Origin of the sequence: Pseudovibrio sp. Ad5 (assembly GCF_001623095.1) — a bacterium.
GTDB lineage: Bacteria > Pseudomonadota > Alphaproteobacteria > Rhizobiales > Stappiaceae > Pseudovibrio.
Window position 1 is genome coordinate 1 of the sequence record NZ_LMCH01000011.1, and the last position, 22,046, is coordinate 22,046.

The window sequence follows — 22,046 nt, forward strand, 5'->3', positions numbered from 1 at the left end:
GAAATCTCATTGGCGCGATTGTCGAGAATGGCGAACAGAGAGTTTCTCAAACTGCTACTACCTGTGCGCACCGCAATTCCTTGCTCTAACAGGAAGGCCCGGATCTGGTTGATGGTGGCGGTACGACGCGAGACCAATCGGGATCGAACTCGATGCAGGGCTTGCAGATCGAGCTGATCCTGGCTCTTTTCCTGCACGTAATTCAAATTGGGCCGCAGCACGGCCTCGGCCACAGCTTCAGCATCGTTGTAATCGTTCTTCTGGCCTTTGACGAAAGGCTTGGTGTATTTAGCGGCGATGATACGGGGATCGAACCCCAGTTTGCGCAATGTTCGGCTAACAAAATGCGCACTCATGCACGCTTCCATGCCCACAATACAGCGCGGCAACTTCTCGAACGTAGCCACGAGGGACAGACGTCTGATTTTTTTCCGAAAAGCGTAGCTACCATCGTCATTGAACCCAACGATGTGTAATGTATCTTTGCCAATGTCGATGCCGACGGAAAGAAGTTCTGTGATCATGGGACTGCTCCGGTTTCATGAGAACAGGATCACTATAGAGCCTGCCCCTTAGGGGAGCAGGCGGTCCATCTCATTAGCCGCCATTCGAGTGTTTCCACCAAAGGTTGAGGCAATTCTCTGGGAAAGCCTAATGGCATAAGGTTGTATTCTTGGCCACCTTGAAGAACAGCAAGAGAACTTCATCGCGAACTTAAAGAGATTGACCCGCAGTTGAAACCACGCTCTTGCAGGGAAAGCCACGGATTAACTTGATCAGCAGCTTTTTCCAATAAGACACAAATCAAGAACCTTTTTATGGGGAACAAGCTGGCATGAATCTGCCTGTTCATGTGGTTGGTGTAGCTCGACGTAAGTAGCCTCTCATTTAATAAGTGGCTAGTCTCTCATAGGGGGTACAAGAATGACCGCATAAACTCGTACCCGTTTGGTGAAAACTCTCAACCAATGCTTTCATTGAGCGCACAACTGAGATGGCACAAGCATTAAACACGGCGCTTGTTCACTAATGTTGATCCACTAATGACCTTTGCGGGTAAGTGCGTCATTTAATCATAAATACACTCACAAGTTTACATTGTGTATTCATCGTGATAATTACACTTTAAAGTTTACATTTTGGCAAAGCACCCAATTTGTGGAGGTGAATTATGAGCGAATTTCACAGTGATCTTAGAAACTTAGATGTAGCAAATCCGGCAAGATGGAAGTTATTGACGGCAACAGCTGCAACTGGCCTTGCTATGGCTGCAATGCCTATAGCTAGTCAGGCCCAAGAGGCACCAAAAGGTGAGCTCTCTGGAAGGACAGCTTTTATAACCGGCGGAGCTCGGGGAATTGGTTTGGGTTGTGCTCAGGAACTCGCCAAAGTAGGGGCAAATATTGTCTTGTATGACATAGCCTCAAACATCAATGGAATACATTATCCTCTGGCAACATTAGATGATTTAAATAACGCCAAGGCAACCATTGAAGCTGAAGGTGTTAGATGCCTCGCCATTCAAGGCGATATTCGTAATAGCGATCAACTTAATACTGCAATGCAACAGACAGTACATGAGTTTGGAAGCCTGGATTTTCTAATTGCAAATGCCGCAGTGTATCAAATCGGCCTCTTAGATCAACTTCCAGAAGATGAGATCCAGCTGGTGATTGATGTAAATCTTGCAGGAACCATCAAGACTGTACAGGTCGGAGCGCCAATCATGCGTGAACAAAAGGGTGGTCGTATTGTTATTATTTCATCTGTTGGCGCAAGAGCTGGAAACCCGCGTTCTCCAGTATATTGTACTACTAAATGGGGCGTAATCGGATTGGCTAAGAGTACAGCCCTCATTTATGGTAAGTATGATGTGACTTGCAATGCAGTATGTCCAGCAACTGTAAATACTGTGATGATGAATAACGAAAGAACAGTAAAGCACGAACTAGCGCTTGGTGCGGACGGTAATTGGGATATGGTAGAAGAGCTCACCAGAAGGCAGCATCCTCTGCCGGTAGGAGTGCTTGAGCCGCGGGACATTGGTAAGACTGTTAAGTTTCTTTGTTCAGAAGATGCAGCCCTTGTTTCTGGCGAAGCAATCGATGTGTCTGCTGGGCGAACTGCCAACTGGCCGACATAGGTTCGATAAACTGAAGGTTCACTGAATCCTGCGAAAGTATCTGATTTTCTTGAATAACTATTATCTTTATGGATTCCGGAGTTTGTAACTTAGGAAGGAGCTCAAAAGATGAAAATGCTCGTTCTAAAGCTAGTATTTTAGCAGGGCTCAGTAGACTGCCAGCGCAGGTGTTCTGCGTCGATAGCTCATTGTCCTCTTTCTATAAATGTTTCACCCTTGCCGAGTTCTCTCAGCAAGGGTGAATACTACAATTAATCTCTAAGTTATACCTCAAAACGAACCTTAAATAGATCTGCTGCATCGGCTGCAATTTGCTGTACTTGCTCTTCTGTTATTGGAACTCCACTCGACATTGCAGGCCAGAAAGAGCGGCCTTTAACGTAACTTTGAAACTCAGATTTGCATTTTTGGGCCCCATCTTTCGAAATGCAACCAGCTAAATGCGCATCTTGAAAAAAGTCATCGATGTAGTTTGCCTTTTCAATGTTAGCGATCAGGCCTTTTATCATCTCTGGATTTCGCATTTTCTCAATCATCACAAGACGGCCCAATTGCACAAACTCGGCTTCTGCATTTGGCTTAGCCAAATGGAAAGCAAGTAGTCTGAGTTGCTCTGAAATTGGATCTTGCGATGAAAAACTCAGCGGGTTCTCCTTGGGAAGGAACTGTCCTGCCAATTCGACGATTTCCTGGAACAACGCTTCTTTACTTGGAAAGTAATTGTAGACCGTTCGCTTGGACACATTCGCGGACAGAGAAATTCGGTCCATGTTGGCCCCCTCAAAGCCAAAGGCCAAAAACTCAGCAAGCGCTGCTTCAATTACTTGATTGTATTTCCTAGGTTTTTTAGTCGCCATATTACTTTCTCAAATACCTACCTTAGCTCATTTTATACTTTTCAGTTTACAAAATCTAGCGGCGAGTGTAAAAGTGCACTCATAAGTGTAATTTAATTCCAGTTAAGTAATGTAAGGACGGCTAGATGGTTTTAAGTTTGACGGTTAATGGCCAACCCATTTCAGTTAGCGTTGAGGCAGATACTCCATTGCTTTGGGTTCTGCGGGACCACCTCAATCTTACCGGTACAAAGTTTGGGTGTGGGGTTGCTTCATGTGGCGCATGCACAGTTCATGTTGATGGCCAACCTGTCAGATCCTGTCAAACACTGATCGAAGACGTTGAAGGTAGCACGGTCACAACGATTGAAGGTGTGCATGGAGAGGTCGCGCAAGCAGTCCAATCCGCCTGGCGAGAACTGGATGTGGTGCAGTGTGGTTACTGCCAGTCTGGTCAAATTATGTCCGCGATTGGGCTACTGACTGAAACTCCATCCCCCACTCACGAGGAGACAATGACTTACATGAGTGGCAATGTTTGCCGATGCGCTACATATCCGCGTATTCAGCAAGGAATTCAGTTAGCTTCTTCTAAGTTGGGAGACTGAACAATGACTGTAAAGAGCTCCCGTCGTTCGTTTCTGAAAGGTACAGCAACATCAATGTTAGTTGCTGGATTTGACATTTCTGGAGGCTTTGCAGTTGCAGCTAAGCGCACTGAAGCCTTCACCCCCTTTATTCAAGTTTCAGTTGACGGGAATATCACTGTCGTCGTCAAGCATTTTGAATGTGGTCAAGGTACAGTAACTGGCCTTACAACGCTTGTTGCAGAAGAGCTTGATGTATCTTTGGAAGCAATCAAAGCTGAGTTTGCTCCCGCTGATGCCACCATTTATGGACACACCGTACACCGCTTGCAACTAACCGGTGGCTCAACATCAATGTCCAACTCATTTCTGCAGTATAGAGACGCGGCAGCAACCGTCAGACAGCTCCTAGTTCGGTCAGCTGCCAGTCGATGGAATTGTTCGGAGGCAGATATTCAGGTTCAAAATGGCTTATTATCAACTAACGATCAGCAGGGTCATTTTGGTGAATTCATCTCTGACGCTTTAAAACTTGATCCACACTCTCCTCCCAAGCTCAAAGCTCGCAAAGAATTTCGGTATATTGGCAATCCAGAAGTTGCAAGAAAGGATAGCAGTACAAAAGTTGATGGAACTGCAATATTTGGAATGGATGTGCGGTTACCTGGAATGCTTTATGCTGCAGTATTGCGAAGCCCCAAGGCAGGTGGAAAGTTAAAAGATTTTGATGCCTCTGATGTTGAAGGTATGGCTGGCTTCGTAACTGCTCAGCCACTTTTAGATGGCTCAGGTGTTGTCGTTTATGCTCAAACCACCTGGGATGCATTTTCTGCCCGACAAAAAATTCAAGCAACTTGGGATTTTACTAATGCGGAGCAAAGATCAAGCACTGAAATCGAGGCTCTCCATCGCAAGATGCTGCAAATTCCTCAGCATCAGGTCTTTGAGGATTATACAACATCAGATGCCTCTACAGATCTAGGTAACGCATCCAAGATAGTTGATCTGCAATTCTTTGCTCCATACCTTGCTCAAGCACCAATGGAGCCGTTGAACGTCACAATTGAGCCAACCTCAAACGGTGGGCTTCGTATTCATGAAGGTTGTCAATCACCTTCATTAGTGCAGATGGCTGTCTCAAAAGCACTAAAGTTGGACCAGGAAAAGATTGAGATTAGTACGGTTTATGCTGGCGGTTCTTTTGGAAGACGTGGAGCGCTTACTGCAGACTATCATGTAGAGGCCGTATTAGCTTTTATAGCACTTGACGGACAGACGCCTGTTAAGGTGGTGTGGTCGCGCGAAGATGACTTGAGTGGCGCAGATTATCGCCCAATTGCAGCTACCTCAGTTAGACTTGGTTTCAATGATACAGGTGATTTAAATACCTGGGATCTTCGATTGACAACTCAGTCAAACTTCATTGGATCTCCTTTTGAGAAATATATGGTCAATGAACGTGGGATTGATGCAAGTACGTTTTATGGACTTGCAGAAACCACCTATGCGTTCCCCAAACCCGCGATTGGCCTAAGTTACTGGAATAGCTCGCTTAAAACAGGTGCATGGCGCTCTGTTGCGCACTCTTATACGGCTCACGCCCTCGAAATTATCGTGGATGTTATGGCGCAAACAGCCGGTCAAGATCCGCTAGCTTACAGACTTTCACTCCTAACGGACACCTCCAACCTAGATCAGCAACGCTTGGCAAACGTGATAAAACTCGCCGCCAAGCAAGCTGACTGGGAGAAACCTCTTCCTAAAGGTTGGGGGAGAGGAGTTGCTGCCCATAAATCGTTTGGAACCTTTGTGGCTGAGATTGTTGAAGTATCTACAGACAATGGTCAAATCAAGATCGAACGTGTGGTTGCAGCAGTCGATTGTGGGTTGGCAGTAAACCCAGATATCATCGTTGCTCAAATGGAAGGAGCGATAGGATATGGCATTGGCGCAGCCATGCGCAACCAAGTCACTTTGAAGAATGGAGAAGTTGAGCAGAACAACTTCCCCGATTATGAACCTCTGCGCATTGGTGACATTGGGAACATTGAAATCCACATTGCTCCATCAGAAGAACCTCCCACAGGTATCGGCGAGCCAGGTACACCTCCTGCTGCCCCTGCTTTGGCTAATGCAATTTTTAACGCTACGGGCCAGCGGGCGACTAGGCTTCCTCTCACGGCAAATGGGATCGTGTTCGCTTAAGTGCGGCACCTTTTGAACGCTCTGTACCAATAGAGAGTGGGATTTGATCAATCATCGCTGAGGAACGACAACAAACTGGTTCTTCAGCTATCAAGAAATGAAGATGCAATGACAAAAACTATAATGATTACCGGCGCCTCATCTGGATTTGGCCGATTAACTGCAAAGAAGTTCCAATCTGAAGGTTGGAATGTGATTGCAACAATGAGGAAGCCAGAGTTAGAAACTGAGCTCGATAAACTGGAAAATACAGTTGTCTTCCAATTAGATGTCACCAAGCAAGACAGTATCACTACCTCTGTTGCAAAAGGGATTTCCCGTTTCGGGTCGATAGATGTGCTTGTGAATAATGCCGGATATGGTGGTCATGCATTGTTTGAGCAGTTTGCTGATGATGACATCCAGGCAATGTATGCCACCAATGTGTTCGGTTTAATGAACACCACCCGAGAAGTATTGCCGCATATGCGTAAAAACCGGGCCGGAACCATCATCAATGTAACATCCCTAGCAGGGCTTATTGGAGGTCCTACGACGTCGGTCTACTCATCGACAAAGTTCGCTATTGAAGGATTTACTGAAGCTTTAGCTCACGAACTAAGTGGTTTGAATATTCGTGTGATGTCTGTGGCTCCTGGAGCATTTGCTACCAACTTTGGCGCAGCTACTCAAAACCCATCCCAAAATGGTGATGATGATCTGCAGAAATACGCTCAAATAGTATTTGAAAAAATGGCAAGTGTTCGCAAAGCATTATTGGTGCCAGAGCAACATCCACAAGATGTAGCAGAAAAGATTTTTGAGTGTGCGACAGAAAACGTACCAACTCGAAATGTGGTTGGTAAAGATGCCGAGAGCCTGCAAACTCAAAAAGATACCCTTTCTCATACGGCATTTTCACAGCAGATATCTGAACTCTTCTCCATGTCATAAGAGCAAGAAAAGGAGCAAACCATGACTTCGAGCAGACGTTATGAAAACAAAGTAGCGTACATTACAGGAGCAGCATCTGGTCTGGGACAGACAACGGCTATGGCATTTGCAAATGAGGGTGCTTCTGTCATCTGTGCTGACCTAGACCTAGAAGGAGCCGAAAAGGTTGCAGAGAAAATATTTGACCTTGGTGGATGTGCTATTCCAATCCAAATGAACGTCGCAAGTGAAGCAGATAACAGCCGATCTGTTAACATCGCAATGGAAAAATTTGGCAAGATCAATGCAGTTTATCTAAATGCAGGCATTTCTCCGACTACTTCATTGCTTGATGCAACACTAGAAGACTGGAACAATGCAGTCGCAGTCAATCTGACCGGTGTTTTTTTGGGTGCAAAGTATACAGCAGCAGCCATGAGTAAAACAGGTGGTGGTTCGATTGTGATAGCATCTTCAGCAATGGGGCACCGTGGTGCGGCAACTAAAGCTACCTATGCAGCAACCAAACATGGAGAACTTGGCTTTATGAAAGGTGCTGCTGCTGATCTAATCCCTCACAACATTCGCGTTAACGCGATCTGCCCTGGAACAGTTGACACACCTATCCTTGAGGCGGGTCATAATAATACAGAAATGCTGGAGTTTATGGCTAACTTCCATCCAATGGAACGTCTAGGTAAAGCAGAAGAGATCGCGCAGGCCGTACTTTTTTTGTGTAGCGATCAAGCCTCTTACATCACAGGAACCTCATTAGACATTGATGGTGGCTTTAGTGGTATTGCACATGTGCCAAGCATGATCATGCGTTCGCTGGATGGTAACTAAACTGATAACCTAAAACGTCGGGCAATGGATGAAGTATTCAAGTCCGGCGTTTTGAAGTGTGAGCGGTATTCTAAGCCTAGTCTTTTGAATGGTAACTCCTGGCTATAGATGCGCTTGCGCCTTATCAACTCCATTCCGGAGGAGATGTAACTTTAAGTGGCAAGATAGCCCCAAGTGTAGCTGTTATGGAATAGGGTGAATGTCCGCAATTGGTCAGACTACGCAGGAACTGACCATGAGAGCGTGACTATATCCAAACAATCCAGTTTTTTACTTTTGGGCACCCATATTCCTTGTAAAGCGCTTTATGTTATTTTCATACGCCCTTAGCTTCCCTTACCCTCAAGGTGGATTATCAAGCTACTGATCCGTTTCCTGGAACTGTTTTTCACGCTCGGCAATCTCCGGATAGGCATCTGTCAGCAGTTTACCGCCGACCCCGATGTTGTCGTAGGAATGCTCTTCGATATGGATGGTCAGGAGGTTGGCGTCCAGCCCAGTACTTTCTTCAAAAGCTTTTGTCAGTGCGGCGACACAAGCAACCTTTTTCTCTCTGGGAAGGCGCGGTGAATAAACAACGATGTGTGGCATGGCATTTTCCTTTTCTGTCGTGAGTTTGATTTTATTAAGAAGCTCAGGCGCTCAGTCTATCATGTATGAGCCAGCAGTAAGGGTCCTCTGCCATCATATCTTGGTCCACCGCCCAGGCGGCGGCTCTGCACCCGCCGCATTGCCATTTGAAAGAGCAAGAGGCGCATCCACCCTTAACATCGCGTTGGTGCAGTGCCTTGATGTGAGGGGAGTTTGACCAGATCTCGCCAAAGGGGGCATCCTTCAGGTTTCCCAATGACAACGGGAACATAACGCAAGGTGTCACATCACCCTCAGCGGTGACGCATGCAATGCTGATCCCAGCCTGACAACCTCCCCGGCACGTATCAGTACCGGGTGCGAGTGAAGCCAACCCTGAGGAATGAGCGGACAGATACATATCGGGGTAATCGGCCTTGGCTACCAACCATGTCTGCAATAAGGCGCGCGCTGTATCAGGTTCCAACCCGTCGCTCAATGCACCGCGTCCGGTGGGTATGAACTGGGAGAGGTTGAACCCATCAACCCCGAGTTGCGCACAAAGCTCTAGCATATCCGGCAATAGATGCGCGTTGCGGCGCATGGCCGTGAAGCAGACGTGGGTTTTCAACCCTACCTCCAGCGAGATTTCAACCGCCTCTAACGCCTTTTGAAAAGAGCCGGGTCCACGGATGACATTATGTACCTCTTGGGTGCCGTCAATGCTCACCTGTAACCTTGAGAGATCGGCTTGTTTCAATTTTTCGGCCGCTTTTTCCGTCAAAGGATATCCGTTGGTACTTGTGCCTACAGTCATGTTCAGGCTGCGGGCATACGTCACCAGTTCTGGTAGGTCCCGGCGCAGCAGTGGTTCTCCGCCGGAAAATGCAACATCCACAACGCCAACATCATTCATTTGCTGCAAAATCTCTTTTGCGCGGCTGGTGGAATAGCCCTTATCGCCCGCTTTGTCCGCATTGGAGGAACAGTGAACGCAGGACAGGTTGCAATGGTTGCTTAAAATGAAAACCACGTGCAAAGGATAGGAGGGTCTGAACATGACCACCTCTCAGAAAAAGGATTGCAGGATACGGCTTTCAACAGACTTCAAATCCGGTTGCATGCCGCTGGTTTCATAAAACTCTTCAACAAGATGCAGATTTTGAGCGATAAACTTGCGTAGCCGCTGCGAGGCATTGCAAATATCTTCATAACTGGAGCCGGTGCTTTTGTGAGTGATGGTGTCTGAAAATAAAACAGCCTCTGTCAGCGTCGCCTGAGAGAACTTCGAATAATCCTCAAAGTCCCTAAAGCGTGGCTCTACGCCAAAGCGGGCGGGATCCTCATGAATAGGCGTGTGCGGAAACAGGATCATCGGGCTTACCCAGCGCGGAATGCCGCCGACCTTCATGGTTTCAAGGATCAGCTGCTCTGTATCGCATAGCGCAGCTTCATCCTCACCGGGAAGGCCAGCCATCCACCATGTAAACGGCTCGACATTCGCCTGCACCGCCTCGGAAATACTGAGCACCACTTCTTCGCGGTCGAGATGGCGGTTGTTGATCCGCGCCACGTCGTAAGATCCGGTTTCGACGCCAAAATCCACGCTGGCCAGTTCACAACATGCAGCAAGGGCAGCATAGCCCTCATATCCATAGCTTTCCGGATGGGCAAAGATATTGAGGTGAGCGGGGCGAATATCGCGCCGGACTAATTCCTCACTCAGCTCAATGAGTTTGACATTCCCGCCTACAAAAAAATTGTCTTGAATGGTAAAGCGCGTAATGCCTTCGCTCATCAGCGCTGCAATCTGGTCTACGATACGTCTTGCGGAATGAAACATCAGCTTACGCCGACCCTGAAGGCGGCCAATGACGGGTTCCACACACCAAGCGCATTTGAATGGACATGCGCCGCGTGTGGTAGAGATTGCACCCGCGTCCGGTCGAAGTGAGCGGGGTTTGAGCACGGAGTAGCGATAAACCGGAAAATCGTCCATTTCTTCCAGCACCAGTGGTGGCCCGCTATCTCCTGTGCTTGTCACCAGTCCCGGCACGTCTTCAGTGACCCTTCCAGATCGAGCGACCTGCTGGCAAATAGAAAGCAGCGCATGTTCGGCCTCACCCTTGATGACCCCATCCACATAAGGTGCATTGGCACTGGCAATGTCTTCAGCAAACATCGTGGCGTGTTGTCCGCCAATATAGACCAGGACATGAGGCAGCAAAGCCTTTACAAGACGGGCTACCTCAAGTGCGCCAGAGCTGAAATGAACCCAGTTGAGACCAATAGCGATAACTATTGGGTCTTCTTTGAGGATGAATGCTTTCACGTCCTCCTCCTCAAACCCATAATGCAGCGCTAAGGGCACGTGCAGGCCACGCACCTCGAACTCGTGCGCTTCCAACCATGCGGCATTGGCCAGCAAGCCAAGCCCAAATTGCTTATCATCAAGACACGGCGAGGTTTGATTAAAGGAGGTTGGCGGCTGGATAAATAAAACCCGATCACGCTGCCCCATAGCCTCACCCGAACTCAATGAGATTACGCTTGTTCAGCTCTTGTAAAAAGGAAAGGACTGAGCCTCTCAGCACTTCTTCCTCCATATCGCTTTCCTGCAAGAGCAGTTTACCGCCCAGATGAACAACTTCATCGATTTCCTTGCCATCACACTGATCAAAGATTGCCTTACCGCTGCTGGTGACAATGTGAAGCTGGTCGGTTTTGGGGTGATAGAGCAGAAAGTTGCCTTCCTCCTCGGTTCGGCAGCGCACGCCCTCGGTGTGGCGCACTGTTGTAAAATGCTCGCTCAACCTCTTGCCTCCCTTTTACAACTGGTACCGGAGCCGAACTCTGGCATATCGGGTTTGATCCAACAGGTTGGGTCGCCAGCATAAACATCACCGTACCAAGCATAACTGGCTGCGCGGCACCCTCCACATTTCGCCTTGTGCTCACACACAGAACAGTTGCCTGAGCTGATGTTATCCCGGGAGCGGATCTTGTGAAGCTCGGGCGCGCTGCGCCAGATTTCCGCAAAGCTCTGTTCTTTGAGGTTACCAACAGCAACAGGCAGAACAACGCAAGGGGTTACATCTCGGTCTACGGTTATGCGGCAGTGAGTATATCCAGCCCCACACCCCTTGTAGGGGTCTTCTTCAGCTTCTGGGAGCAGCAAGCCAACCCGGCAATCGTGCCAGTCGATTTCCAGCTTACCTTTCCACGTCTCACCAGCCTTGATCCAAGCCTCCAAAAGCGTACCAAGCTCTTGAGGAGAGGGCATCAGGTCAACACCACCCCGTGTGGTATAAACATACTCCGTGAGGTTGATTTTTTCCGCGCCAAGGCGATGCGCCAGCGCAATCATATCCTGAGCCTCGCCCAAGTTGGGTTTCATTGGGGTGTAATTTATGGTTACCCGCACACCAGCCTCAGTCAGGTATTGTGCTGCTGCACAGGCCTTGTCAAAAATACCCGACAGCCCGCGGATTGCATCATGAGTTTCGGCTGTCGCACCATCCAAACTGACGCTCACATTAGAAACCCCGAGCTCCTTCAGTCGTCTTGCGACCTCCGGAGTTACCAATATTCCATTGGTCGCAAACGTGACCCGCATACCTAGGGAGGTAGCATGGTCTATCAGTTGCTCCCAATCCGAACGTAACAGCACCTCACCACCAGAAAGCGCAAGAATGAAGACACCGGCCTCTGCAAGCTGATCAATCAACTCCAGTGCATCCTCAAGAGGCCAGTAGTCCGGCCCTCTGCCAAACAAAGCATCGGAATAGCAATGCACGCAGCGGGCATTGCAATCCAGTGTTGTTTCCCAAACAACATAAAGAGGGGAAGATAGCTTCATCGCGACACCTCAATTATGGGGTGCAACGGCGCCGAAACGCCGTTGTCCTCAACCAATTTTTAAAGATAGGTTTGGCAGATTAGGCAACCATCCACGCCATGGCAGAGAGAGATCCAAGATCGTCGATTGATAGTGCACCGACAGGAGCTACTTCAGTTTTACCTGGCGTTCCCACATGAATGTCGAGGGAGCTGATACGGCCATCCTGGAGGCGGAAGTTATGGGTAAAGGGCGCCTGAAGGCCTTCTCCCTTTTTGTTGATGATGTAGCGCAGGCCACTTACAACGATGTGCTCATCATTCTTGGCGTTGGCTACATTTACCTTAGACAAGTTGGTTGCCAACATGCCATCCACGCCCTTGGCGCGGTTTTGGTAGAACCCTGCAATTTCATCATGTTTCGTATAGCTTTTTTCGCCGATCGACTCTTTGCCGTGAATGGAAAGCGTTCCGCCTGAGTGCCACAGCTCCATAATGGTGTCAGTATTAAACTTTTCACCCTTCACTGCATGAGCATCCATTTCCTTCACTGCGGCAAAGTACTTTTCAATAACACTCATGTTACTTAAAGGCGTCAAGCTAGTTTTATTGAGATCACGTATATCCATGACTATATTCCTCTCTTTCACTTTTCTGCTAATAAAGGGAAGTTGCCACGAAAATAAAGCACTATATTAATTTGAATAACTTGACGTAAATCAACCCGTTCCTCACGAATTTCACATTCGATGCCTGTCATTCATCAATAAATTTTGCACTAATATGGAATTATTAATAATAACTATGTTTATGTAGTACTTACCAAGAGGGCGAATTAGTCACGGGCACATAAGTGTGTAATTTGAATATGCTCTGCTGAGAAAATATACTTTCTTCAGCATAAATTGAATGAGATCGACTTGAAGTTGTGCCTTGCTCTGACGGGTGAGTTTGCTTAGTCAGATCGAGCGGCAGGTATGGTCACTTAACGCTAAACTCCTTAGTTTTGTGGAGACACAGAGGTATACGCTGGAGCTGATAGACTATAGGCCATGTCACAGAGGTAATTGGGGCCTCTAAGGCCCCAATGCATCAGAACCAAGTTTCAAATTGAAGACCGTAGGTTGTACCAGATTTCTTGTCGTCAAAGATTTCCGTGTTACCTACAGCGCCTGGTTTGCTCCATGCGCCATATGTTACAAATGCGCGTAGCTGTGGGCGGGCCCAGAAACCAGATTCACCGAAGGTGTATGCCGCCGCAAAGGTGGTTTTACCAAGAGTGCGGCTCTCATCTTCGGTTTGAACGTGGTCCAATCCCAACTCAAGTTGAAGGTTGAAGTCTTCATTGATGTTGTACTGCGGGCGAATGCCGATTGAAGACCAGTTCGTGTTGTCCCCATTGTTGCGATCGAGTTGGTGCCAAGCAGTGTAGAAGAGTTCAATTTCGTCGGTAATGGATGCGAGACCATGGATCTGCGCCCGCGTAATTGAGCGATCTTCCGCATCACTCCAACCATCTGCAGAAAAACCAGAGGCAGCGTTGAAGCCGTGCATCAGACTGGCCTTCATGTAGCCGCCAAAAATGTTGTTCTTTTGCAAATGTAGACGAAGCGCTGCGCCATCATCACCGGTTGCATCGCCAGTCGTCATGGAATAAGCCGCACCGATTTCACCTACCAGATCTTCTCCAAGATGAATGCCTTCAAATCGAGCATCCAGAGTATGGGTATTGCGATCTCCATTTGTAAAAGCAGCAACGGAAAGCTTTCCGGAGCCGAGACTTACGTCTTCCAGACCACCGCCAAAACCGTCCCAGTTGGAGTAATTTTCATAGTAGTTGTCGGTGATGTGAATGTCTTTCCGCTTATAGAAGCGGCGACCAACCCAGACTGTACTGTCACTGAGAGCGCCTTCACCAAGGCCTTTGTATCCCAACCAGAACTCACGAGTTGCAACGTTGGCGTCGAACTCACCATCAACGATCAAGTCGTTGTTGTCACCGGCGACATGCGCGCGGACACCACCAACCAATGCACTCCCATTTTCGAAGGTGTATTTACCACCTACGCCATACTCACCATAAAAATCAGACTCGTTTCCAAGACGGTACTTATTCCAAGCCCCGTTTAGTTGCATTGCAGTGAATTTGTCACCTTCAGTTTGACCAACTCCGATACGCAAATAGCCGGTTTGATTGTATGCAAATTCCGCATGCGAAGCGGTGGCGGCTAGAACTGAGAGCGCAGCTACAGTCCCCAACAGAGCATTTTTCATTACTTCCTCCAGTTATTCCAGCGTTGTTTAAAACGCTTTTTTTGTGATGCAGACGCACCTCTCCCGTCCCGCGCACCGCGCAGGTTGGTAACTCCTTGTTTTATTGTTTTAAATTAGTTGATTGCTGTCCCGTCGACCGTAGAGAAGAACCTGAGCTGATTAAGGTCGATACTCAGTCCGATTTCATCCTGCGCGATCGTTGACCAAGGCAAGCGAGCTGTGACAACTTCATTTGCCATATCGAAGGTCAGGAAAAGATCTGCACCCGTATGCTCAACAATGCGAGGTTTCACAGTTAGCTGTTGGCCAAGTGAGAAAACTTCAGGTCGTATTCCAATTTTTGCTCTCCCATTTTTTTGTACCTCCAATGGAATATGTACTCCCTCAACAACTTGATCATCTGGAAAGTGAATTGAGTTGCCATCAACCTTTACATCGATCAGGTTCATTGGTGGTGCACCCATGAAGTCTGCAACAAACGTGTTGACTGGATGCCGATAGATCTCATCAGGTGTCCCGACCTGTTGAATTACTCCATCCTTCATCACGACGATCTTGGTTGCCATCGTCATGGCCTCAATCTGATCATGAGTGACATAAACAATTGTTGTGCCAGTCTTTGCGTGCATTTGCTTGATTTCCGCACGCATCTCCATTCTTAGTTTTGAATCTAAATTGGACAGCGGCTCATCAAACAAAAAGAGTACTGGCTCCCGTACCAAAGCACGACCCATCGCAACACGTTGACGTTGCCCGCCGGAGAGCTGCCCAGGACGACGGTCTAGAAGGTGTTCTATTTGAAGCAAAGAAGCGACGCGCAGGACCTGAGTATTAATTTCTTCTTTTGGAACTGAACGGATCTTCATCCCAAACTCGATATTCTCTCGAATACTCATGGTTGGGTAAAGCGCATAGCTTTGAAAGACCATTGCGATATCACGCTCTCGCGGAGGCAATGCAACAACATCTCGGCCAGAAATTTCTAAGGTACCAGAAGAAATCTCTTCCAGACCTGCAATACAATTTAACAGGGTGGATTTTCCGCAGCCTGACGGCCCGACAAGGACAAGAAAATCCCCCTTATTGATAGAGACGCTTACATCTTTCAGCACATGGGTTTCACCAAAGGACTTATTCAAGTTTTTGATGTTTAGTGCTTTGGTTGCCATGGTATCCTCTCAGACTCTTGCAACATCTTGGTTGAATCCCGAACGATCAGTTCTGCTCTTTGTCTAACTTGAAGGTCTTTGATTGGCGTTCCATCCAAAAGATCGCAGAGAATGCGCGCAAGAGGACCGCATGCATCACGAAATGGAGCCCGTGTTACCGACAATGTTGGATTGAAGTTGATTGAGCGAAACTGTGGGATGGCATCATCGTGAGCAAGAACAGAGACATCCTGCGGGATTGACAGGCCTATGTCTTTTGCCGCTCGATACACTCCAACTGCAATCGGTGTTGTCGCACATAAAATAGCAGTTGGGCGTGGGTCACTTCGCTCCGTCAGCAAGGCCAGGCTTGCGGCGTAGCCATAGTTTTCGTCGCCGCTGCCATATTGTAAGGCAAACTCCGGTGGCGTTATGCCCCTTTGTTCCATTACTTCCAAATAGCCTTCTGCACGAGCTTTTGCATAAGCATGGTTCTGTGGCCCATTCAGAAATGCAATCCGCCGATGCCCCAAGTCTGCTAAGAGATTAGTCCCATCAACGGCAACAGATTTGTTGTCGATGTCAAAGAAAGCGTAGGAAGCACCTGAAGTTGCCCCATGAACGACAAATGGGATTTTTTGCTCTTCCAAAAATGCGATGCGCGGGTCGTTCTCCTCCGGAGCATTCAGGATAAACCCATCGAGTGTGTTCTTTGAAACGAACCTACGGTAAGGCGCTACAGGATCAGTCGCCGTCGCTGCATGAAAAACAAGATCGACATCACGATCGGCCAGATGATCGGATAGCCCTGCCATGATCTCGTAAAATCCGGCCGCTGATGTTTGTGCTGGTCCGAGAGATAATATCATCCCAACCATGCCAGAGCGCCCTGAGACTAGTTTTTGAGCTATCTGGTTTGGCTTGTAACCAAGAGTAGCTGCGGTTTCCTGAACCAGCTTTCGCGTTTCGGCGCGCACCTCTGGGAAGCCGTTTAAAGCGCGAGAGACGGTCGCAGGCGATATTCCCAGTTCTTTTGCAATGTCTTTGATCGTTGCCATGTCTCGAATCCTTTTCAAAACGTTTTAAACTGAATCTTGCATTTGTAAAATAGAAAATGAGGAGAGAACAAAATGCCTCAGCTTATGTGCAGGCAAACTACCTACCTCCTTGACTCAAAACGTTTGCATAGTATTTAAATATGCTAGGTTTTGATGCTGTGAACAGCTAACACGCATGCAACGCGGAGTAGTCATGAACGAGAATTGGTGGCGGAATGCCATTATCTATCAAGTGTATCCACGCTCTTTTCAGGATACAAATGGGGATGGCATTGGCGATCTGAAGGGGATTACTTCTCGGTTAGATCACATCGCATCGCTTGGTGTTGATGCTGTCTGGCTTAGTCCAATCTTCACTTCCCCTATGGCGGATATGGGTTATGACGTCAGCGACTATTACGACATCGACCCGCTGTTTGGAACACTGCAAGACTTTGATGACTTTGTGGCCCGCAGTCATGGGCTGGGACTGAAAGTTATTATTGATCAGGTTCTATCTCACAGTTCCAGTAAACACCCATGGTTTGAAGAAAGCAGAGCTAGCCGGACGAACTCAAAAGCCGACTGGTATGTCTGGGCAGATGCTCAACCAGATGGAATGCCGCCAAACAATTGGTTGTCTGTGTTTGGAGGTTCAGCATGGGAGTGGGAACCACGCAGAAAGCAGTACTACCTGCATAACTTTCTTGCAGATCAACCAGATCTGAATCTGCATAACGAGGAAGTGCAGGAAGCATTGCTCCACGTTTTACGGTTTTGGCTGGAGCGCGGCGTTGATGGGTTCCGACTTGATACAGTCAACTACTATTTTCATGATCAGCAATTGCGGAGTAATCCTGCGAGCATCCGTGCAGATCGCGATAACCTGCCTGATGTTTATGGTAGGCAAGAGCACATTTTCTCAAAAAATCGCCCTGAGAACATCGACTTTTTGAAAAAGCTGCGCACCCTCACTGATGAGTTTGAGGGGCGCATGATGGTCGGAGAAATCGGCGACGGCGGTGATGCAGCAACTAACTTGATGGCTGAATACACCAAAGGGCCAGATCGTTTGCACCTTTGTTACTCCTTCGAGTTGCTATCATCCAACTATACCGCCTCACACTTCAAAAATGCTCTTAAGTCTTATCGGTCGGCTGCGCCAGATGGAACAGCATGCTGGAGCTTTTCCAACCACGATGTTCCGCGCCATGTTACTCGCTGGGAAGAGAAGGCTAGCTCGAGTAAAGAGCTGGCAAAGCAGACCATTGCGATGCTCATGTCCTTTGAGGGCTCCATCGGTATTTATCAGGGCGAAGAACTCGGGCAACAGGATACTGCACTTAACTACGATGAGCTGACAGATGCACAGGCCATTCGCTTTTGGCCAGCAGTAAAAGGTCGCGATGGTTGCCGTACGCCGATGGTCTGGGAGGCCAATAAGCAACATGGCGGGTTCTCCTCCGCGAAACCCTGGCTGCCCGTGAAGGATCCTCAGCTTGTAGGAGCTGTTGACGCTGAAGAGGCTTCCAATGACAGCGTCTTACATTCCTATCGCAGCACCATTGCATTTAGAAAAAACAACGACGCGCTTTTGACAGGTTCTACCGCGTTTCTTGATCTGCCGGAACCAATTTTGGCCTTTCACAGAATGAGCAAGGATCAAAAGCTGACTTGTGTCTTTAATCTGTCCGAGACCGCAAGAGAATTGAGAATAGAGGGCTCAGCGAGCTTATCCGGGCCATCCAGCGCCATCCTGCTCAATCAAACACTGACCCTTAATCCAAACGGATTTGCTTACCTGATTTCCGATCAGTTGGAAGGACTCGAGCTGATTTCATAAGGCATGACAATGCGTTTCTAATTGGGAGGACGCTATGAAAATACTAAGAACTACACTTGTTGCAGCTATGCTTGCCACAACATCTTCGGCTGCCATGGCAGCTGTTGAAGGCGAACTGCTTATCTGGATCGGAGCTGACAAGGATATAAAGCAGTTGGAGGCAGTTGCGGCCAGATTTACCGAGGAATTGGGAGTTCCTACAAAGGTAGAGCTGGTTGACCCCGAGTTGCCAGACAAGTTCCAACGGGCAGCTTCAACTGGTGATGGGCCAGATCTGGTGATGTGGGCCCATGATCGATTTGGTGAATGGGCTGCCAGTGGTCTACTGCAACCAGTTGAACCAACATCGGAGTTTAAAGCAGGTGTTCTTCCAACCGCGTGGGATGCGGTGAGCTTTAACGGTAAGGTGTGGGGATATCCGATTGCGATTGAAGCGATAGGCCTAGTCTACAATAAAGACCTGATTTCTGAGCCTCCAAAAGACTTTTCCGAGTTTGCACATTTGGAACTGCCTGATGGTGTAAAACCTATCCTCTGGGATTACACCAATACCTACTTCACGATGCCAATGCTGATGGCAAATGGAGGCTACTCCTTTAGAAAAGTTGATGGGGTTTATAACGGTAAAGAGACAGGTGTGAACAATCAGGGCGCGATTGCAGGCGCTGAAGTACTGGCGAAGCTCTTTACTGATGGCATCATGCCGGATGGGGTTGATTACGGTGTGATGGATGCTGCCATGGCCCGTGGCGAAGTTGCAATGGTCATCAATGGACCGTGGAGCTGGAAAGCTTATGAAGAAGCAGGTTTGAACATCGGTGTCGCACCTATTCCGCAAGTCAGCGGAAAGATTTCACCTCCATTCATTGGCGTCTATTCGGTAGCTCTCGATAGCGCTTCTCCAAATGCTGACCTGGCAAGTGAGTTTATTGAAAACTACATGCTGACTGACGAAGGCCTTGCTGAGTGGAACAAGAACCGCGCTCTTGGTGCTCTCGCGGATATCTCAGCGAGTGAAGCATTGCACAGCGACAAAATCTCAGCCACTTTGAAGAATGCTTCAACCGGCGTCCCGATGCCGTCAAACCCTGAAATGGGTGCATTTTGGGCGGCTATGGCACCGGCGCTTGGTAACATCACAACAGGCAAACAAACTCCAGAGGAAGCTCTTGAAGACGCTGCTTCCCGCATTCTTGGAGAATAAGCAAGACTGTGTCGCACCAGGATATCCTTCTGGTGCGACATTGCTTGACTGCAAAGAAAGTTGCCTCTGATGACCTCTCTTAGCTCCGAAAACACAGGCCAAATATCAGGCTTCAAATTTCAACGTCTTTTGACTGTTGGTTTATTGATCGCTGTTTTCACAACGTTGTTCTATTCGGCATTCCTTTTGTTTCTTGGAAACCAGCCAGTCGTCGGCCTTCTCGTTTTGGTTGTTGCTGTATGTTTTGGGATAGTGTTCTCAACCAAGCGGCTTTATGCGCATCGTTTCATTCTTCCAGGAATTGCTGCGGTGCTAATCTTTATCGCCTTTCCGGTTGGATACACAGTTTACCTCGGGTTCACGAACTTCAGTTCGTTCAACTTGCTCAGCCATGAACGGGTCCGTGAAATCCACCTTGCCAAGAAAATAGTCGATCAAGAAACCTCACGTGGTTTTAGTGTATGGCAGCAAGGCGATACCTACCGACTTTACATTACCGGTAAAGAAAACGGCTACCTGAGTGAACCCTTCGAGAAAAATGTAACGCAGCACACCATAATAGCAGAAACGGCTCCCATACCGAGTACCGAAAAATTGAGCATGCGTGATACTATCAAGCTCCGCAAAGCTCTTGGAGAGATTTCTGTTCAACTGCCAGACGGTGTCATTCTCAAAAACTCAGGTCTAAGAAAGTTCGCTGCCCAGATGCCGGAGTTCCGTGAGACGCCTGAAGGAGTGCTCATCTCAAATTTAGATGGCTCACGACTATTCCCAAACTCTGAAACTGGATTTTACACCAATGAGATGACTGGGGAGCATGTCTCTCCAGGCTGGCGAGTTTATATCGGGCTTGCCAACTTTAAGCGGATCTTTCAGTCTGAGGGCATTCGTGCCCCCATGTTCTCTATCTTTCTCTGGACCTGCCTGTTCGCACTGCTTTCAGTGGGTTTGACGTTTATTTTAGGCTTGGCGCTGGCCGTTACTTTGCAATGGCCCCACCTTCGCGGCAAAGCAGTTTACCGCATTCTTTTAATACTTCCCTATGCAGTTCCAGCCTTCATTTCGATCCTGATTTTCCGTGGTCTGTTCAACCAAAACTTTGGTGAGATCAACATGATCCTGAATGGGCTCTTTGGTATCCGCCCAAGTTGGATGACAGATGGAGGCATGGCGAGAACAATGCTCGTGATCGTGAATGTCTGGCTTGGCTATCCTTATATGATGCTGCTCGCGATGGGCTTTTTGCAGTCTGTACCAGAAGATCACAAAAAGGCTGCAACACTTGAAGGAGCAAGTGCCCTTCTAATTTTCCGCAAAATTACATTCCCGCAAATTCTCCCGCCTTTCCTTCCGCTTTTAGTCGCAAGCTTTGCCTTTAACTTTAACAATATCGTGCTTGTTCTTCTCCTGACACGCGGACTGCCAGACATTCCGGGCACGATCATTCCTGCAGGTCAGACGGACATTCTTGGATCGTTTACCTACCGCATCGCTTTCCAAAATGCCGGTCAGGAATACGGCTTAGCAGGGGCAATTACACTTATCATCTTTGTTATTGTTGCCGCATTGGCCTACGCCAACTTCGTTGCCATGCGTCGCCAAGCAGCTAAGAGGGCAGCGTCATGATCGTAGAGCACCCAAGAAGACTTCAGTTGCAGAAAGTCTTTGCTCATGCATTTCTTTTGAGTTTTCTGGCTCTTATCCTCTTTCCCTTCTTAATGGTCATATCAATTAGCTTTCGTGAAGGGAACTTCACAACAGGTTCGATCATTCCAGAAAGCTTGACGCTGGAACACTGGGCACTAGCGCTGGGGTTGGATTACACGCGAACAGATGGAAAAGTGGTTGAGCCTGCATTTCCAGTTTTACTATGGATGTGGAACTCAATCAAAATCGGGTTAGTCGCATCTATCGGCGTAGTCACTCTTTCTACGATTTCAGCTTACGCTTTCAGCCGCATTCGGTTTAGAGGTGCGGGGGTAATGCTGGATTCCATGCTGATCATTCAGATGTTTCCAACCACACTGGCATTGGTAGCTCTCTTCGCAATCTTTGATGGCCTCGGAGAAGTATCGCCCGTGCTCGGTATCGATAGTCATTGGTCGTTGGGTTTGGTTTATCTGTCAGGGATTACACTACATGTTTGGACCATTAAGGGTTACTTCGATAATCTGGACCCAGCCATGGACAAGGCAGCGCAGGTTGACGGCGCTACCCCCTGGCAAACCTTCCGCTTCATCTTCCTGCCATTGGCAGTCCCAATCATCGCTGTCGTCTTTGTCCTGTCGTTCATTGGCATAATCAACGACTACCCCTTGGCATCTATTCTGCTGCGCTCTGAAGAGAACCTGACACTCGCTGTGGGATCACGCCTTTATCTTAATGAGTTCAAATACCTCTGGGGAGACTTCGCCGCCGCCGCCATCTTATCAGGCCTCCCAATCACTGTCGTCTTCATGATAGCCCAAAAATACCTCGTCGCAGGCCTAGGTGATGGCGCGGTCAAAGGATAGGTGATGCTGCCTTCAAAGCAAAACGTTGACCTCGGTGAGGCAAGCAGTGGTTGACTAGCAAAGTGAGATACTGAGAGTATGATGGTCGTTG

Annotated in this window: 20 protein-coding genes; 9 read left to right on the forward strand and 11 right to left on the reverse strand. The window is 48.1% G+C overall.

The annotated features are described in order from the left end of the window. Nucleotides 1-524: IS110 family transposase (locus tag PsAD5_RS07020; RefSeq protein ID WP_153041345.1), on the reverse strand; the 524-nt coding region annotated here is incomplete at its 3' end. Nucleotides 525-1,171: 647 nt separating this feature from the next. On the opposite strand from PsAD5_RS07020, the gene PsAD5_RS07025 reads away from it, so the two are divergent. Further along, the gene (locus PsAD5_RS07025) at nucleotides 1,172-2,143 is read left to right on the forward strand and encodes an SDR family NAD(P)-dependent oxidoreductase (protein ID WP_063291576.1); all 972 of its coding nucleotides are present in this window, start codon (nucleotides 1,172-1,174) and stop codon (nucleotides 2,141-2,143) included. Between the two features lie 263 nt (nucleotides 2,144-2,406). Here the strand turns inward: PsAD5_RS07025 and PsAD5_RS07030 are convergent, their stop codons facing one another. Beyond that, on the reverse strand, nucleotides 2,407-3,000 hold the full coding sequence (locus PsAD5_RS07030; protein ID WP_063288423.1) for a TetR/AcrR family transcriptional regulator: 594 nt from the start codon (nucleotides 2,998-3,000) through the stop codon (nucleotides 2,407-2,409). Nucleotides 3,001-3,125: 125 nt separating this feature from the next. On the opposite strand from PsAD5_RS07030, the gene PsAD5_RS07035 reads away from it, so the two are divergent. The 4 genes from PsAD5_RS07035 to PsAD5_RS07050 all read left to right on the forward strand — a co-directional run bounded on the left by PsAD5_RS07035 (nucleotide 3,126) and on the right by PsAD5_RS07050 (nucleotide 7,529). Beyond that, nucleotides 3,126-3,587, forward strand: coding sequence for a (2Fe-2S)-binding protein (locus PsAD5_RS07035; protein ID WP_063291577.1), 462 nt, complete (start codon nucleotides 3,126-3,128; stop codon nucleotides 3,585-3,587). A 3-nt stretch (nucleotides 3,588-3,590) separates the two neighbouring features. Continuing rightward, complete coding sequence (locus PsAD5_RS07040) at nucleotides 3,591-5,771, forward strand: xanthine dehydrogenase family protein molybdopterin-binding subunit (protein ID WP_063291578.1); 2,181 nt, start codon at nucleotides 3,591-3,593, stop codon at nucleotides 5,769-5,771. 108 nt (nucleotides 5,772-5,879) lie between these two features. Beyond that, a complete protein-coding gene (locus PsAD5_RS07045; protein WP_063291579.1) occupies nucleotides 5,880-6,704 on the forward strand; it encodes an SDR family oxidoreductase in 825 nt (274 codons plus the stop codon). A 21-nt stretch (nucleotides 6,705-6,725) separates the two neighbouring features. After that, nucleotides 6,726-7,529, forward strand: a complete 804-nt coding sequence (locus PsAD5_RS07050) for an SDR family NAD(P)-dependent oxidoreductase (protein WP_063291580.1) — start codon at nucleotides 6,726-6,728, stop codon at nucleotides 7,527-7,529. A gap of 360 nt (nucleotides 7,530-7,889) precedes the next feature. Here the strand turns inward: PsAD5_RS07050 and PsAD5_RS07055 are convergent, their stop codons facing one another. From PsAD5_RS07055 to PsAD5_RS07095, 9 genes are all read right to left on the reverse strand, one after another. Then, on the reverse strand, nucleotides 7,890-8,120 hold the full coding sequence (locus tag PsAD5_RS07055; protein WP_063291581.1) for a tautomerase family protein: 231 nt from the start codon (nucleotides 8,118-8,120) through the stop codon (nucleotides 7,890-7,892). 43 nt (nucleotides 8,121-8,163) lie between these two features. After that, nucleotides 8,164-9,159, reverse strand: coding sequence for a radical SAM/SPASM domain-containing protein (locus PsAD5_RS07060; RefSeq protein ID WP_063291582.1), 996 nt, complete (start codon nucleotides 9,157-9,159; stop codon nucleotides 8,164-8,166). Between the two features lie 9 nt (nucleotides 9,160-9,168). Continuing rightward, nucleotides 9,169-10,620 carry a B12-binding domain-containing radical SAM protein gene (locus PsAD5_RS07065; RefSeq protein WP_063291583.1) on the reverse strand — a complete coding sequence of 484 codons (1,452 nt, stop codon included), beginning with the start codon at nucleotides 10,618-10,620 and terminating at the stop codon, nucleotides 9,169-9,171. A 4-nt stretch (nucleotides 10,621-10,624) separates the two neighbouring features. Further along, entirely contained in the window at nucleotides 10,625-10,912 is a 288-nt protein-coding gene (locus PsAD5_RS07070) for a PqqD family protein (protein WP_063291584.1), read from the reverse strand. Then, nucleotides 10,909-11,958 carry a radical SAM/SPASM domain-containing protein gene (locus tag PsAD5_RS07075; RefSeq protein ID WP_063291585.1) on the reverse strand — a complete coding sequence of 350 codons (1,050 nt, stop codon included), beginning with the start codon at nucleotides 11,956-11,958 and terminating at the stop codon, nucleotides 10,909-10,911. The genes PsAD5_RS07070 and PsAD5_RS07075 overlap by 4 nt, the downstream gene beginning before the upstream one ends. Before the next feature lie 79 nt (nucleotides 11,959-12,037). Beyond that, a complete protein-coding gene (locus PsAD5_RS07080) occupies nucleotides 12,038-12,565 on the reverse strand; it encodes a nuclear transport factor 2 family protein (RefSeq protein WP_063291586.1) in 528 nt (175 codons plus the stop codon). A 463-nt stretch (nucleotides 12,566-13,028) separates the two neighbouring features. Next, nucleotides 13,029-14,210 carry a carbohydrate porin gene (locus PsAD5_RS07085; protein ID WP_063291587.1) on the reverse strand — a complete coding sequence of 394 codons (1,182 nt, stop codon included), beginning with the start codon at nucleotides 14,208-14,210 and terminating at the stop codon, nucleotides 13,029-13,031. A 113-nt stretch (nucleotides 14,211-14,323) separates the two neighbouring features. Then, on the reverse strand, nucleotides 14,324-15,379 hold the full coding sequence (locus tag PsAD5_RS07090; RefSeq protein WP_063291588.1) for an ABC transporter ATP-binding protein: 1,056 nt from the start codon (nucleotides 15,377-15,379) through the stop codon (nucleotides 14,324-14,326). Next, on the reverse strand, nucleotides 15,361-16,416 hold the full coding sequence (locus PsAD5_RS07095) for a substrate-binding domain-containing protein (RefSeq protein ID WP_063291589.1): 1,056 nt from the start codon (nucleotides 16,414-16,416) through the stop codon (nucleotides 15,361-15,363). The genes PsAD5_RS07090 and PsAD5_RS07095 overlap by 19 nt, the downstream gene beginning before the upstream one ends. A 193-nt stretch (nucleotides 16,417-16,609) precedes the next feature. Between PsAD5_RS07095 and PsAD5_RS07100 the strand changes: the two genes are divergently transcribed. The 4 genes from PsAD5_RS07100 (at nucleotide 16,610) to malG (ending at nucleotide 21,955) form a co-directional block, all read left to right on the forward strand. After that, nucleotides 16,610-18,238 carry an alpha-glucosidase gene (locus PsAD5_RS07100; protein WP_063291590.1) on the forward strand — a complete coding sequence of 543 codons (1,629 nt, stop codon included), beginning with the start codon at nucleotides 16,610-16,612 and terminating at the stop codon, nucleotides 18,236-18,238. A gap of 34 nt (nucleotides 18,239-18,272) precedes the next feature. After that, the gene (malE, locus tag PsAD5_RS07105; protein WP_063291591.1) at nucleotides 18,273-19,442 is read left to right on the forward strand and encodes a maltose/maltodextrin ABC transporter substrate-binding protein MalE; all 1,170 of its coding nucleotides are present in this window, start codon (nucleotides 18,273-18,275) and stop codon (nucleotides 19,440-19,442) included. A gap of 69 nt (nucleotides 19,443-19,511) precedes the next feature. After that, the gene (gene malF / locus PsAD5_RS07110; RefSeq protein WP_063291592.1) at nucleotides 19,512-21,068 is read left to right on the forward strand and encodes a maltose ABC transporter permease MalF; all 1,557 of its coding nucleotides are present in this window, start codon (nucleotides 19,512-19,514) and stop codon (nucleotides 21,066-21,068) included. Further along, nucleotides 21,065-21,955: a maltose ABC transporter permease MalG gene (malG, locus tag PsAD5_RS07115; protein WP_063291593.1), complete on the forward strand. Its 891-nt coding sequence runs from the start codon at nucleotides 21,065-21,067 to the stop codon at nucleotides 21,953-21,955. The genes malF and malG overlap by 4 nt, the downstream gene beginning before the upstream one ends. Nucleotides 21,956-22,046: the final 91 nt, after the last annotated feature.